This window comes from Labrys monachus (assembly GCF_030814655.1).
GTDB lineage: Bacteria > Pseudomonadota > Alphaproteobacteria > Rhizobiales > Labraceae > Labrys > Labrys monacha.
In genome coordinates this window covers 6,378,684-6,392,878 of sequence record NZ_JAUSVK010000001.1, presented here as the reverse complement: position 1 = coordinate 6,392,878, position 14,195 = coordinate 6,378,684, and the positions used below count along the sequence as shown (strand labels likewise).

Annotated in this window: 15 protein-coding genes; 7 read left to right on the top strand and 8 right to left on the bottom strand. The window is 67.3% G+C overall.

Going from position 1 to position 14,195, the window contains the following annotated elements:
- Positions 1 to 278 precede the first annotated feature (278 nt).
- The 3 genes from rho to hemE form a co-directional block, all read right to left on the bottom strand.
- Positions 279 to 1,544: a transcription termination factor Rho gene (gene rho / locus J3R73_RS29130; RefSeq protein WP_307435740.1), complete on the bottom strand. Its 1,266-nt coding sequence runs from the start codon at positions 1,542 to 1,544 to the stop codon at positions 279 to 281.
- Between the two features lie 225 nt (positions 1,545 to 1,769).
- Positions 1,770 to 2,210 carry a protoporphyrinogen oxidase HemJ gene (gene hemJ, locus J3R73_RS29125; protein ID WP_307435738.1) on the bottom strand — a complete coding sequence of 147 codons (441 nt, stop codon included), beginning with the start codon at positions 2,208 to 2,210 and terminating at the stop codon, positions 1,770 to 1,772.
- Positions 2,211 to 2,273: 63 nt separating this feature from the next.
- Complete coding sequence (hemE, locus tag J3R73_RS29120) at positions 2,274 to 3,302, bottom strand: uroporphyrinogen decarboxylase (protein ID WP_307435736.1); 1,029 nt, start codon at positions 3,300 to 3,302, stop codon at positions 2,274 to 2,276.
- A gap of 487 nt (positions 3,303 to 3,789) precedes the next feature.
- Between hemE and J3R73_RS29115 the strand changes: the two genes are divergently transcribed.
- The 5 genes from J3R73_RS29115 (at position 3,790) to dnaQ (ending at position 7,517) form a co-directional block, all read left to right on the top strand.
- The gene (locus J3R73_RS29115; protein ID WP_307435732.1) at positions 3,790 to 4,629 is read left to right on the top strand and encodes a pyruvate, water dikinase regulatory protein; all 840 of its coding nucleotides are present in this window, start codon (positions 3,790 to 3,792) and stop codon (positions 4,627 to 4,629) included.
- Complete coding sequence (locus tag J3R73_RS29110) at positions 4,626 to 5,234, top strand: Maf family protein (protein ID WP_307435728.1); 609 nt, start codon at positions 4,626 to 4,628, stop codon at positions 5,232 to 5,234. Before J3R73_RS29115 ends, J3R73_RS29110 begins: the two co-directional genes overlap by 4 nt.
- Positions 5,235 to 5,331: 97 nt before the next feature.
- Entirely contained in the window at positions 5,332 to 6,177 is an 846-nt protein-coding gene (locus J3R73_RS29105) for a shikimate dehydrogenase (RefSeq protein WP_307435725.1), read from the top strand.
- A gap of 20 nt (positions 6,178 to 6,197) precedes the next feature.
- Positions 6,198 to 6,824: a dephospho-CoA kinase gene (gene coaE, locus J3R73_RS29100; protein WP_370880039.1), complete on the top strand. Its 627-nt coding sequence runs from the start codon at positions 6,198 to 6,200 to the stop codon at positions 6,822 to 6,824.
- Between the two features lie 6 nt (positions 6,825 to 6,830).
- Complete coding sequence (gene dnaQ, locus J3R73_RS29095; RefSeq protein ID WP_307435718.1) at positions 6,831 to 7,517, top strand: DNA polymerase III subunit epsilon; 687 nt, start codon at positions 6,831 to 6,833, stop codon at positions 7,515 to 7,517.
- A gap of 188 nt (positions 7,518 to 7,705) precedes the next feature.
- Here dnaQ and secB read toward each other — a convergent pair whose 3' ends face one another.
- The 5 genes from secB to J3R73_RS29070 all read right to left on the bottom strand — a co-directional run bounded on the left by secB (position 7,706) and on the right by J3R73_RS29070 (position 11,689).
- Entirely contained in the window at positions 7,706 to 8,194 is a 489-nt protein-coding gene (gene secB, locus J3R73_RS29090) for a protein-export chaperone SecB (protein WP_307435715.1), read from the bottom strand.
- A gap of 150 nt (positions 8,195 to 8,344) precedes the next feature.
- Complete coding sequence (locus tag J3R73_RS29085; protein ID WP_307435711.1) at positions 8,345 to 9,253, bottom strand: ribokinase; 909 nt, start codon at positions 9,251 to 9,253, stop codon at positions 8,345 to 8,347.
- Positions 9,254 to 9,340: 87 nt separating this feature from the next.
- Positions 9,341 to 9,973, bottom strand: a complete 633-nt coding sequence (locus tag J3R73_RS29080) for a 2-dehydro-3-deoxy-6-phosphogalactonate aldolase (protein ID WP_307435706.1) — start codon at positions 9,971 to 9,973, stop codon at positions 9,341 to 9,343.
- Between the two features lie 80 nt (positions 9,974 to 10,053).
- Positions 10,054 to 10,920, bottom strand: coding sequence for a 2-dehydro-3-deoxygalactonokinase (locus tag J3R73_RS29075; RefSeq protein WP_307435703.1), 867 nt, complete (start codon positions 10,918 to 10,920; stop codon positions 10,054 to 10,056).
- A 7-nt stretch (positions 10,921 to 10,927) separates the two neighbouring features.
- Positions 10,928 to 11,689: an SDR family NAD(P)-dependent oxidoreductase gene (locus tag J3R73_RS29070; RefSeq protein WP_307435699.1), complete on the bottom strand. Its 762-nt coding sequence runs from the start codon at positions 11,687 to 11,689 to the stop codon at positions 10,928 to 10,930.
- Between the two features lie 174 nt (positions 11,690 to 11,863).
- Here J3R73_RS29070 and accD point away from each other — a divergent pair, with 174 nt between their 5' ends.
- Both accD and J3R73_RS29060 read left to right on the top strand, forming a co-directional pair.
- Positions 11,864 to 12,730 carry an acetyl-CoA carboxylase, carboxyltransferase subunit beta gene (gene accD / locus J3R73_RS29065; protein ID WP_307435697.1) on the top strand — a complete coding sequence of 289 codons (867 nt, stop codon included), beginning with the start codon at positions 11,864 to 11,866 and terminating at the stop codon, positions 12,728 to 12,730.
- Between the two features lie 54 nt (positions 12,731 to 12,784).
- On the top strand, positions 12,785 to 14,092 hold the full coding sequence (locus tag J3R73_RS29060; RefSeq protein WP_307435693.1) for a bifunctional folylpolyglutamate synthase/dihydrofolate synthase: 1,308 nt from the start codon (positions 12,785 to 12,787) through the stop codon (positions 14,090 to 14,092).
- Positions 14,093 to 14,195: the final 103 nt, after the last annotated feature.

The window sequence follows — 14,195 nt, the reverse complement described above, 5'->3', positions numbered from 1 at the left end:
CGGACATGCGGCTTCGCGGCGCGATGAAGCCGCCTCAGCGCCAGGAAGTACCCGCGCTGCCCAGACTCGATGGAAACGATGTGAAGCCCGCTGCGAGGCCTCGGGCCAGGTTGGCCGGGGGTGCTGTCCCGCTTCTTCGCCGCCTGCTCAAGCGACGACCCGCCGGAGAGCAGGCGAGAATGAGAGTGCCGAGCCGGGAGACCGATTCCCCTTCCGCGACCGTCCGGCTCGGCCTGTTCCGAGCCGGAGCGGCTCCGTTCCGGAGCCGAATCGGAGGATCACGTGTTCATCGAATCGAAGAAGTCGGCGTTCTGCTTGGTCTGCCGCAGCTTGTCGAGCAGGAACTCGATGGCGTCCACGGTGCCCATCGGGTTGAGGATGCGGCGCAGGACATACATCTTCTTGAGGATGTCGGGTGCCACCAGCAGCTCTTCCTTGCGGGTGCCCGAGCGGGTGATGTCGATCGCCGGGAAGACGCGCTTGTCCGAGACCTTGCGGTCCAAGATGATTTCCGAATTGCCGGTTCCCTTGAACTCTTCGAAGATCACTTCGTCCATGCGCGAGCCGGTTTCGATCAGCGCGGTCGCGATGATGGTCAGCGATCCGCCTTCCTCGATATTGCGCGCCGCGCCGAAGAAGCGCTTCGGCCGCTGCAGGGCGTTGGCGTCGACGCCGCCGGTCAGCACTTTGCCGGAGGAGGGCACCACCGTGTTGTAGGCGCGTCCGAGACGGGTGATCGAATCAAGGAGGATGACGACGTCACGGCCATGCTCGACCAGGCGCTTGGCCTTCTCGATCACCATCTCCGAGACCTGCACATGGCGGGCCGCCGGTTCGTCGAAGGTCGAGGATACCACCTCGCCCTTCACCGAGCGCTGCATGTCCGTCACTTCTTCCGGACGCTCGTCGATCAGCAGCACGATCAGATAGCATTCGGGGTGATTGGCGGTGATCGACTGCGCGATGTTCTGCAGCAGCACCGTCTTGCCCGTGCGGGGCGGGGCGACGATGAGGGCGCGCTGTCCCTTGCCGATCGGCGCGACGATGTCGATGACGCGGGAGGAATAGTCCTTGCGCGTCGGGTCGCCGACTTCGAGCTTCAACCGTTCATTGGGATAGAGCGGCGTCAGATTGTCGAAATTGATCTTGTGCTTGGTCTTTTCCGGGTCCTCGAAGTTGATCGTATTGACCTTGAGCAGCGCGAAATAACGCTCGCCGTCCTTCGGGCTGCGGATATTGCCTTCCACCGTGTCGCCGGTCCGCAAACCGAATTTGCGGATCTGCGAGGGCGAGACATAGATGTCGTCGGGGCCGGGCAGGTAATTGGCTTCCGGCGAACGGAGAAAGGCAAAGCCGTCCTGCAGCACTTCGACGACGCCCTCGCCGACGATCTCGACCTCGCGGCTGGCGAGCTGCTTGAGAACGGCGAACATCAATTCCTGCTTGCGCATCGAGGAGGCGTTCTCCACCTCGAGCTCTTCGGCGAAGGCAAGCATTTCCATAGGGGTTTTGGACTTGAGGTCCTGAAGTTTGATTTCCCGCATGGGGAGTCCTTGTGAGGGGGATTCACTTCACAGCGCGCCAAAAAAGCGGGCGCGGAATCACAGATTTCAGAGAAGCAGGTCTTTTGATCGCCAGACGAGGAGCCTTGCGTCGGCGCCTTGGTCGGGCTCGAACCACAACCTCAAGACGCCAGCCTGCAATGGGAGGAGATCGGTCTTATACAGCCCGGCCGCAGCGGCGGCAAGCGGCTCCCGCCGCCCGGCCGCTTAAAAAGGCTTCACCACGACCAGAATCACGATCAGGATCATCAACACGGTCGGAATCTCGTTGATCAGCCGATAAAATCGGGCGGACCTGACATTGCGATCGGCGGCAAAATCCTTCACCAGCTTGGAGAACCAGCCGTGCACGCCCGAGAGAATGATGACGAGCAGGAATTTGGTGTGCAGCCAGGGCGCCGTGTAGAAGCCCGAGAAATAGGCCAGCGACAGCCCGAAAAGCCAAGTGAAGATCATCGAGGGGAGGATGATCGCCTTCATCAGGCGCCGCTCCATCACCTTGAAGGTCTCGCTCTGGATCGAACCCTTCTGCGCCTCGGCATGATAGACGAACAGCCTCGGCAAATAGAGCATGCCCGCCATCCAGGCGATCACGGCGATGATATGGGCGGCCTTCAGCAAATCATAGCCCGTGCTGCCGTAGCTCATATCCCGCTCCCGAATTTGCACCCGATAGGCCGCCCCGGCGGGAAGCGGCTCTCCCCCAGCCTATTAGGCTTGCGCCCTGATTCGCTCCAGCATCCGCTCGACATGCGCGATCGGGGTCTGCGGCACGATGCCATGGCCGAGGTTGAAGATGAATGGCTGGCCTGAAAAAGCGCCGAGAATACGATCGAGGGCGCGGTCGAGCGCATCGCCGCCAGCAACGAGAGCGAGCGGATCGAGATTGCCCTGGACCGGCTTGAGGGTCTGCACATTCGCCGCCGCCCAGGCCGGATCGACGCACCAGTCGAGACCGATGGCGTCGACATCGACCGCGCGGGCATAATCGACATAGAGCGAGCCGGCGCCGCGCGGAAATCCGATGATGCGTGCGAGCGGATGGCGCGCCCGGACGCCCTCGACGATGCGCCTCGCCGGCTCGATCGCCCACCGCTCGAACTCGTCCGGCGGCAGGATCCCTGCCCAGCTGTCGAAGATCTGCACGGCATCGACACCCGCCTCGATCTGGGCGCAGAGATAATCGATGGAGGCCTCGATGAGGCGGTCGATCAGCGCCGCGAAGAAGTCGGGATCCTGGTAGGCGGCAAGCCGCGCCGGCACCTGGTCTTTGACGCCCCGCCCGGCGATCATATAGGTGGCGACCGTCCAGGGACCGCCGCAAAAGCCCAGGAACGTCACCGCCGGCGGCAATTGCCCCTTCACGCGGCGCACCGTCTCGAGAACCGGCGCCAGGTGATCGAGGTCGATCTGGTCCCGCAGCCCCGCCAGATCGCCCCGGCCGGTGACAGGCTCCAGGCGCGGGCCCTCGCCCTCCTCGAACCATACCTTCTGGCCGAGCGCGTCGGGCACGACGAGAATGTCGGAAAACAGGATCGCGCCGTCGAAGCCGAAGCGCCGGATCGGCTGCAGCGTCGCCTCCACGGCGAGTTCGGGTGTGTAGCAGAAATCGAGAAAGCCCGAAGCCCGGCCGCGAATGGCGCGATATTCCGGCAGATAGCGTCCTGCCTGACGCATCAGCCACACCGGCGGCCGGGATGGTGTCCGGCCGGAAAGCACGTCCAGGAGAGGCTTGGTCATTGCGGAGGCTTGGTCATTGCGATGGAACTTTCCTTCGGCCAGCGGCCGCGACACGGCGGTCTACGCCGGAATCGGTCCGACGCGCCGACAAAATGTCCCGGCCTTCATAAAAAATTAAAGAAATGAATCTTCAATTCTCTTTCTTCTTAACGGGTCGTTTACCGTGGTTCCTGGCTGTCCACAATCTATGCACAGGCGGCCGCCCTGTCTCGACCTCTCCGGCCGGAGCTGAAGGCGTGCCGGCACGGCCCTGTCGTGGGCATCGATTGGCTCGCAGAGTCAATCGCTTGCATCGGAGCCCCGCGCGTTCGCGCCGGAGCTCCCCGGAAGACTTATGAGTCTTGTTCATCCGGGCCCGGTGAATCTCATCCAGAGTCGCCAGCCTGTTGATGGATAAGCGGGGTCATCCACAGGCGCTCGCCGGCGCGGCCGGGGGAGGGCGGTTTTCCACACTTGTCCACAGCGCCGTCCCGGGTTACGCCAAGCCATGGCCGCGAGAAGTTTCTTCCATCTCCATTTGGTTTCGGATTCGACCGGCGAGACGCTGATCATGGCGGGGCGGGCGGTCGCCGCCCAGTATCCGGCCATCTCGGCGCTGGAACATGTCTATCCGCTGGTGCGCAGCCAGCGCGATCTCGACAAGGCGATCGCCGAAATCGAGAACTCGCCGGGCATCGTGCTCTACACCCTGGTCGAGCGCGAGCTGTCCGAAAGGCTGGAGCGGACCTGCCGGGAGATCGGCTCGCCGGTGATCTCCGTGCTGCAGCCGATCTTCGACCTGTTCAACTCCTATCTTGGCGCCGAAGTGATGGTGAAGCCGGGCGCGCAGCACGTCCTGAACGCCGATTATTTCCGCCGCATCGACGCGCTCAATTTCACCATGCTGCACGATGACGGCCTCATGACGGGAGACCTCGACGAAGCCGACGTCGTGCTGATCGGGGTGTCGCGCACCTCCAAGACGCCGACCTCGATCTACCTCGCCCATCGCGGCGTGAAGACGGCCAATATCCCGCTTGTCCCCGGCATCCCCCTGCCCATCGAGGTCGAGCGGCTGCGCCGACCCCTGATCGTCGGCCTCTACGCCTCGCCTGAGCGTATCGTGCAGATCCGCGAAAACCGCATCCTCGGCCTCAATCCGCAGCATGACGTCATCGCCTATACCGACCGTATGCTGGTCTCCGAGGAGATCGCCCAGTCGCGCCGGCTCTTCTCGCAGCGCGGCTGGCCGATGATCGACGTGACGCGCCGTTCGATCGAGGAAACCGCCGCAGCGATCCAGGGATTGCTGCGGGCCCATCGCCGCTCCCTCATCGTGGAGACATGACCCTGTCCGGCCTTCCTTTCATCCTCGCTTCGAAATCCGCCGCCCGCATCGCCATGCTGCGGGCCGCCGGCCTCGACATCGACATCCTGCCGGCGGCCATCGACGAACGCGCGCTGGAGCGGGGGTGGGAAGCCGACGATCTCGCTCCCGAGGCGGTGGCGCTGGGCCTGGCGCGGGAAAAGGCGCTTGCGGTCTCGCGCGGCCAGCCGGGCCGCATCGTCATCGGCGCCGACCAGACCATGGCGCTCGGACGGGAGCGCTTCTCCAAGGTGGCGACGATGGCGCAGGCCCGCGGCAAGCTGCTGCGGCTGCGCGGCAGGCGCCATGCGCTGCATTCGGCCTTCGCCGTGGCGCGAGACGGCGGCGTGCTGGCGAGCGGCGTGGCTTCGGCCCATCTGGCGATGCGGGACTTTTCGGATGCCTTTCTCGACGCCTATCTGGAGCGGGCGGGCGAGGCGATTCTGTCCAGCGTGGGCTGCTATCACCTCGAAGGCCTCGGGGTGACGCTGTTCGACGCCATCGATGGCGACTACTTCACCATCCTCGGCCTGCCGCTCCTGGCCCTGCTGGCCGACCTCCGTCGGAACGGGCTCGTCGAGGGCTAGCGGCGCTTGAGCCGGCAGCGAAAGCCACGCACAATGGCAGGGCGCACATCGCCGGGCCGAGATCGGCCCTCACCTCACCCGCATCGCAAGAATCCTCATGAAACGCGCCTTCGTCGTCGGCTACCCCATCGCGCATTCGCGCTCGCCGCTCATCCATAATTTCTGGCTGCGCGGCCTGGGCCTCGAGGGCAGCTATGAACGCGTCGCCGTGCCGCCCGATGCCTTCCCCGCCTTCCTGGACACCCTCGGCGCCCAAGGCTTTGCCGGCGGCAACGTCACCGTACCGCACAAGGAGGCGGCGTTCGAACGGGCGGTGGTCGAGGATGCCGTCGCCCGGGCGCTCGGCGCGGTGAACACGCTGTGGCTGGAAGGCGGGGTTCTGAAGGGTGCCAATACCGATGTCGCCGGCTTCCTCGCCAATCTCGACCAATCGGCGCCCGGATGGGACCGGACCGCTTCGGGCGGAGGCCCGCCCCGGGCCGTGGTGCTGGGCGCCGGCGGCGCCGCCCGCGCGGTGCTCTACGGCCTGCTGCAGCGCGGTTTCGGCGAGATCGCCCTCGCCAACCGGACGATCGAGCGGGCCGAGACGCTCGCGTCTCATTTCGGTCCGAAAATACGTGTCCTATCGTGGCAGGCGATGGAGGACGCCCTGGCGGGCGCCGATCTGCTCGTCAATACCACTTCGCTCGGCATGAAGGGGCAGCCGCCGCTCGACATCGATCTTTCGCGTCTGCCCGGGGCAGCGCTCGTGACCGACATCGTCTATGTGCCGCTGGAGACGCCGCTGCTGGCGAAGGCCCGCCGCGCGGGCTACCGCACGGTCGACGGCCTCGGCATGCTGCTGCATCAGGCGGTGTCCGGCTTCGAACGCTGGTTCGGCGTCAGGCCGGTCGTCAGTGAGGAATTGCGGGCCCTGATCATCGCCGACATCGAAGCGAGCTGACCGGCTCGCGGGCCGACGCTATGCTTCGTTTGCCGGCTAAAGAGGAGCGATCTGCCGTGACCTTCATCCTCGGCCTCACCGGATCGATCGGCATGGGCAAGTCGGCGACGGCGGCCATGTTCAGGGCCCGTGGCGTCGCGGTGCACGATGCCGACGCCACGGTTCACCGGCTCTATGCCGGCCCCGCCGTCGCCACGGTCGAGGCGGCATTTCCGGGCGTCGTCGTCGATGGCGCCATCGACAGGCTGCGGCTCGGTCAGAGGGTGTTCGGCAGCGGCGAAGCGATGAAGCGCCTGGAGGATCTCGTGCATCCGCTGGTGCAGCGGGCCGAGCGCGACTTCATCGAGGCTGCCCGGCAGAAGGGGGCCAGGCTCGTGGTGCTCGACATCCCCCTGCTGTTCGAGACGGGCGCAGACCGGCGCTGCCGTGCGGTCGCCGTCGTCACCGCGCCGGCCTGGATCCAGCGCGAGCGCGTCATGGCCCGGCCGGGCATGGACGAGCGGCGCTATGCCGCCATCCTCGGGCGCCAGATCCCCGATGTGGAAAAGCGCCGTCGCGCCCATTTTCTCATCGACAGCAGCCGAGGCCTCGTCTTTGCCGAGGCGCAGGTCGCTGCCATAATAGCGGCCCTGTCATCGACCCTGTGAGTCGCCATGCGTGAAATCATCCTCGATACCGAAACCACGGGCCTCGACCCCAATGAGGGGCACCGGCTGGTCGAGATCGGCTGCATCGAGATGATCGACCGCCTCCCGACCGGCGTGACCTGGCACCGATATTTCAATCCTGAACGCGACATGCCGCAGGAAGCCTTCGCCGTGCACGGGCTGTCGAAGGAATTCCTGTCGGACAAGCCGCTTTTCAAGGAACTCGCCGGGGAGTTCGTCGCCTTCGTCGGCGAGGCGCATCTGGTCATCCACAATGCCGGCTTCGACATGCGATTCCTCAACGCCGAGCTGAAGCGCGTCAATCAGGCCGTGCTGCCGATGGACCGGGTCATCGATACCCTCGCCATGGCCCGCCGCAAGCACCCCGGCGCCCGCGCCTCGCTCGACGAATTGTGCCAGCGCTACGGCATCGACAACTCGAAGCGCGTCAAGCACGGGGCCCTTCTCGACGCCGAGATCCTGGCCGAGGTCTATATCGAGCTGACCGGGGGGCGGCAGACGACGCTCGGTCTCGCCACGGCGTCCGCGGCCGTCGTCGCGCGCGCCATCGCCGGGGCGGCCGGGCCGCGGCCGGTCCCGCTGCCCTCGCGCCTGCTGGCGGCGGAACTCGCCGCGCACGAAGCCTTCGTCGCGGCGCTCGGCGACAACGCGATCTGGAAGAAATACGCCTGAACAAAGGGGCCAGCCTTCAGCGCACACGAGGCGCTGCGCTCATGGCGATAGGCGGCACAAAGCACTTCAAGGCCGCACGCGCGACGCCTGCCTCTCGGGGCCGGGAGGGATCACGGGCGAGGCGGGCAGAGGCACGGCGACCCTCCAACCCCTTCCCCGGCGGGGGGAAGGGGAAATCGGGCGTCGCCTCAGGCCTGGCCGGCGGCCGGCGGCACCTGGGCGAGACGGTTGCGGTAGAGGGCGACGAAGTCGATCGGGTCGATCATCAGCGGCGGGAAGCCGCCATTGCGGGTGGCGTCGGCGATGATCTGGCGGGCGAAGGGGAAGAGCAGGCGCGGGCCTTCGATCATCACCATCGCATGGACGTTGTCGTCGGGAATGCCGGCGAGGCGAATCACCGCGCCGTAGAGCAGCTCGAACTTGAACAGCGTGCCCGCGCCTTCGCCGGCGCCGCCCTCGATCGACAGCTCGACTTCATAATCGGCGCCGCCGAGCGGCTTGCCGTTCACGTTCACCGTCAGGCTGATCTGCGGCGAGTTCTGCATGTTGCCGAGCGAGCGCGGCGCGTTCGGGTTCTCGAAGGACAGGTCCTTGATGTACTGCGCCAGCACATTGATGGAGGGCTGGATTTCCTGGCCCTGGTCGGGGCCGTTGGAGTTCTGCGGTTCGGTCGCCATTGTCGTTTCCCTGTCTCGCGACGTATCGCCGCTGCCTTGGAAGATGGTTCGGAAGGTTCGAGCGCGGGTACCATGCCGGCGCAGGCGGAACAAGCGCGATTGCGGGCCGTCGGCGGAGGCCGCCGGCCCGATGCCGTCGCCGGATGGGGCTCAGGCCGAAAGGCCCCGGGTGTTTTCGTCGATTTCGGCCTTGGTGGGAATGCTGGACTGCGCGCCCGGCCGCGTGCAGGCGAGGGAGCCGGCAGCCGCTCCGCGGGCGAGCGCCTCGGTGAAGCCGAAGCCCTGCTCGAGCGCGGCGGCATAGGCGCCGGTGAAGGTGTCGCCGGCGGCCGTGGTGTCGACCGGTACGATCTTCAGGGCGGGAGCCGACCGGCGCACGCCGTCGATCCAGCCGACGACGCCGTCGGCGCCGAGCGTCACGATGGCGGCACAGCCGAAGCGCTCGCTGATCAGCCTGACGGCCTCCTCGGGATCGGCGACGTCGATGCCGGCGGCCCGCGCCACGACCAGCGCCTCGTGTTCGTTGACGACGAGATCGTCGAGCAGCCGCAGCATGTCGGCGGGAATGGGCCCGGCCGGCGCGACGTTGAGGATGACGCGCGCCCCGCGCGCCTTGGCCTGGGCGATGGCGGCGAAGTTCTCGCTGTCGCGGATTTCCCGCTGCAGCAGGACGATGTCGCCCTTCGCCAGCGGATAGGCCTCCAGCTGCGTCGCATCGGTGAGCTGGTTGGCGCCGGAGGCGACGACGATGGCGTTCTCGCCGCTCTCCTCGACGGTGATGAGGGCGACGGCGGTCGGGCGCCCGGTGCGGCGGAGCGCGGAAATGTCGACGCCCGCCTCCGCCATCACGGAGACGGCGAGATCGGCGAAGCCGTCATTGCCGCGCGATCCGATAATGGCGGTCTTCGAGCCGGCCCGCGCCGCCGCCACGGCCTGGTTGGCGCCCTTGCCCCCCGGCACCATGAAATAGCCGTCGCACAGCACGGTTTCGCCGGGATGCGGGATATGGCTCACATTGGTGACCAGATCGACGCCGAGAGAACCAAAAACGACGATCATGCGTCGATTTCCTCCGGATTTGCAGGGTTTTCAGACCCCTTGCTTTGAAAATAGCCGCTGCCGGCGGCGGCGCAACTGCAGAATGGCTCAGCCCCGGGCGGCCCTGACCGAGGCGGCGAGCGCCTCGGCGCGGCGGCCGACCTCTTCGGCGCTGCGCCCGACCGCATAGAGGTCGGACCCGACGCCGAAGCCGTCGACGCCGGCGGCGAGGAAGGGCGGGATGGTCTGCGGCGACACGCCGCCGACCACCAGCAGCTTGGTGCCCCTGGGCAGCACCGCCCGCAGGCCCTTGACCGCGGCGGGAGAGGCCATCTCGGCGGGGAACAGCTTCAGCGCATCGGCGCCCGCCTCCAGCGCGGCGAAGGCCTCGGAGGGCGTGAAGAAGCCGGGGAGCGACAGGAGGCCGCTGGCCTTGCTGGCGCGGATCACCTCGACATTGGTGTTGGGCGAGACGATCACCGTGCCGCCGGCCGCGGCGACGCGGCCGACATCGGCGGGGTTGAGCACGGTGCCGGCGCCGACGAGCGCCCGGCCTTCGAGGCTGCGGGCGATCCGCCCGATGCTGTCGAAAGGCTCGGGCGAGTTGAGCGGCACCTCGATGATGCGGATGCCGGCGGCGACGATGGCCTCGGCGACCGCCTCGACTTCGTCGGGCTTCACGCCGCGCAGGATGGCGATCAGCGGCATGCCGGCGAGTGCGGCGTCGAGGGTGAGGCTCATCGGTGGAAAACTCCCTGGCGGGTGCAGGCGGACGGGTGGATGCCCGGCCACGGTTCGAAATGGATCGGTCCGGGCATGCCTCAACGCGCCGCGGCGATGGCGGCGAGGCCGGACAGGAAGGCGCGCTCGGGCGTGAAGATCTCGATCGCGGCGCCGCGGGCGCGCAGGGCGGCGACGTAGCGCTGGGCGATCACGCCATCGGCCACCAGCGTCACCCTGTGCTCCCCGCCATAGCGCCGGAAGGCGCCCTCGATCTCCGAGCCGATGAGGAGGCCGGACAGGAACGGGCCCACCTTCTCCCCCGTCATCGCGCCGTCGAGCACGCGGGCGCGGGCCTGGAACAGCCGGTTGAGAAGGCCGCTTTCGTTCTGCGCCGCTTCGAGCCCCTCGTCGAAGCCGGTGAGGTCCTCCGGCTCGGCGGCCAGGCGTGCCAGCAGGCTCTCATGGCGGTAGAGCGCATAGCTCTCGCCGGTCATGAAGCTGGCGAAATCGGTGATGGCGCCCCCCTCGACCCGCGCCCATTTCGAATGGGTGCCGGGGAGGCAGACGAGGCCGTCGACGACGTCGGTACCGAAGATCAGCGTCTCCTCGCCCCGCATCACGTCCGGACCCGACGGACCGCGCGCGATCACGCCCGGCACGATGGAAATGCGCTCGCTCACGGCGAGGACGGCGTCGGCCAAGCTCTTCGGCGAGGCCGGGCAGGGGGCATAGGCGGCCTCCGCCCAGCCATTGCGCGAGCCGACCATGCCCGCCATCAGCACCGGCGCATCCGGATCGAGCGCCATCCAGGCGCCGCAATGGCGCTGGAGGACGTCGCCAAATCCGCCCGGCGGCACGTTCGCCATGCCGTCCTCGGCGACCACGCGGTCGATCACCTTGCCGGCTGCGTCGAGCCGGAAGGCACGAAACCGGCTCGTGCCCCAGTCGACCGCGATGAACGCCACGCCCATCTCAGACCCAGCCGCCGTCGACGATGATCTGCTGGCTGGTCATGCCCGAGGCCTGGTCGGATGCCAGGAACAGCACCGCCTTGGCGATCTCCTCCGGCAGGATCTTGCGCTTGAGCGCCTGGTTGCGGAAGATCGCCTCCTCGCCGGCCTGGTCGACCCACAGCGCGATCTGGCGCTCGGTCATGATCCAGCCGGGGAGCACGCAATTGACGCGGATATTGTCCTTGCCGAACTGCTTGGCGAGCAGGCGCGTGAAGCCGTAGGCCGCCGATTTCAGGGTGGCATAGACGGTAAGGTCTTCCGAGCCCATCAGCCATGAGCAGGAGCCGAAATTCACGATGGCGCCGCCGCCGGCCTCGATCATGGCGGGGATCACCGCCTGGGCCGCGAAGAAGGCGTGCTTGAGGTTGATGGCGACGCGATCGTCGAAATAGTCCGGCGTGACCTCGAAGAATTTGTGGCGCTGGTCATGCGCCGCATTGTTGACGAGGACGGTGATGGTACCGAGCTTGGCGGTGATGTCGGCGATCGCGGCCTTGAGGGCCTCGATGTCGGTGACGTCGGCCTTCTCGAAATGAACGGTGCCGCCCGCCTTGTTCAGTTCCTCGGCCAGCGCCTGCGAGGGCCCTTCGGCAATGTCGACGAAGCCGACCTTGGCGCCCTGTTCGGCGAACAGCCGCACCGTCGCGGCGCCGATCCCCTGGCCGCCGCCGGTGACGAGGACGGTCCGCCCCTTGAGATCCGGATATATGGCATTCGCCATCTTCAACTCCCGAGTGTTTCCTACAGATTTCTGGCCGAATTCGTCCTACATATCGCGCGTCCGGCCCGCGCGTCCAGCCCGCTGACAAAAGGGCCGGGAAGGACTACATACGGCGCCATGGCCCTGTGCCGCCAGCCCCGAGCGGGGCGCCGGCGCCCTGTTTCGAGGTTTTGCATGAACTGGATCGCTAACGTCGTTCCGCCGCGGATCAAGGATTTCTTCTCGCGTCGCGACACGCCGGAAAATCTCTGGATCAAATGTCCGGAGACCGGGCAGATGGTGTTCCACAAGGACCTGGAACAGAACAATTACGTCATCCCGACCTCGAACTACCACATGCGGATGACGGCGACGCAGCGCCTCACCATGATATTCGACGAGGGAAAATGGGAGGACATCGCCCTGCCGGAGGTGGTGGTCGACCCGTTGAAGTTCCGCGACGAGAAGCGCTACACCGACCGCTTGCGCGATGCGCGCCTCAAGACCGGCATGCAGGATGCCATCAAGCTCGGCGTCGGCGCCATGGACGGCGTGCCGGTGGCCGTCGCCGTCCAGGACTTCGACTTCATGGGCGGCTCGCTCGGCATGGCCGCCGGCGAGGCGGTGGTGAAGGGCCTCCTCACCGCCGTCGAACGCGGCCTGCCCTTCATCATGTTCGCGGCCTCCGGCGGCGCCCGCATGCAGGAAGGCATCCTGTCGCTGATGCAGATGCCGCGCACCACCGTGGCGATCCAGCGCCTGCGCGAAGCCAGGAAACCCTATATCGTCGTGCTGACCAATCCGACCACGGGCGGCGTCACCGCCTCCTACGCCATGCTTGGGGACGTGCAGATCGCCGAGCCCGGCGCGCTGATCGGCTTCGCCGGCCCGCGCGTGATCGAGCAGACCATCCGCGAGAAGCTGCCGGAGGGCTTCCAGCGCTCCGAATATCTCAGGGAGCACGGCATGGTCGACATGGTCGTCCACCGCAACGAGCTGAAGCCCACTTTGGCCAGGCTGTGCCGCCTCATGACCAGGGCCCCGGCGAGCGAGGCGGCATAGCCGTCCTCCGCCGCCGCCCGCCGTCTCCCGTTCATCCCGCCGAAGCCAAGCCCCATGATGCAGTCGGACGCCTTCATCGCGCGCTTCATGGCGTTGCACCCCAAGAAGATCGATCTCTCCCTGGAGCGGATCGAGCGCCTCCTGGCGCAGCTCGGCCATCCCGAACGCCGGGTGCCGCCGGTCGTCCATGTCGCGGGGACCAACGGCAAGGGGTCGACGGTCGCCTTCATGCGCGCCGCGCTGGAGGCGGCCGGCTATGGCGTGCATGCCTATACCTCGCCGCATCTGGTGCATTTCCACGAGCGCATCCGCCTCGGCGGCCATCTCGTCGGCGAGGAGGCGCTGGTCGATGCGTTCGAGACCTGCGAACGGGTCAATGACGGCGCGCCCATCACCTTCTTCGAGATCACCACGGCGGCGGCCTTCAAGCTCTTCGCCGACCACCCGGCCGACGTCCTGCTCCTCGAGGTCGGGCTCGGCGGCCGCATGGACACCACCAACGTCATCGACCGCCCGCTCGTCACCGTCATCGCCTCGATCTCGCAGGACCATGCCGATTTCCTCGGCACCGACCTGGCGGGCATCGCGCGGGAGAAGGCCGGCATCCTGAAGCGCGGGGTGCCCGGCGTCCTCTATCCGCAGGTCGACGAGGTCCGGGCCGAGATCGAGCGGGTCGCCGCCCGGGTGGGGGCGCCGCTGGTCATCGGCGGTCAGGATTTCGACGTGCACGAGGAGAATGGCCGCCTCGTCTACCAGGACGAGGACGGCCTGCTCGACCTGCCGCTGCCGCGCCTGGCCGGCCGGCACCAGCACCGCAATGCGGGCCTCGCCATCGCCGCCCTGCGCAGCCAGCACCGCCTCGTCCTGGAGGACAGGCATTTCGAGCGGGCGATGCAGGCGGTGGAGTGGCCGGCGCGCCTGCAGCGCCTCAACCAGGGCGCCATCCCGGCCCTGCTGCCGCCGGGCTCGGAGATCTGGCTCGACGGCGGACACAATGTCGACGGTGGCCGCGTGCTCGCCGAGGCTCTGGCCGAGCTCGAGGAGCGCACGGCGCGGCCGCTGGTGCTGGTGACGGGCATGCTCTCCACCAAGGATTCGGACGGGTTCCTGCAGAATTTCGCCGGCCTCGCCCGCGAGGTGCACGCCGTGCCGATCGAGCACAGCCCGGCCGCGCGCACCCCCGAGGAGGTCGCCGCCGCCGCCCGCCATGCCGGCCTCGCCGCCCGGCCGCACGCCTCGCTCGAAGCCGCCCTCAGGGCGATCGCCGACGAGGCGTTTCCGGTGGCGCCGCGCGTGGTGATCACCGGCTCGCTCTATCTCGCCGGCGAGGTGCTGGGCTTCAACGGCACCGCCCCGAAATAGCGCCTGTCCCGGGAGCGCGGATATCCCGGTGCAGGGCTGGCGACGTCGCCTGTCCCCGCTCTTCCTTCCACAGGCGCCGAGTTCGGAATGCCAGCGGCTCTTT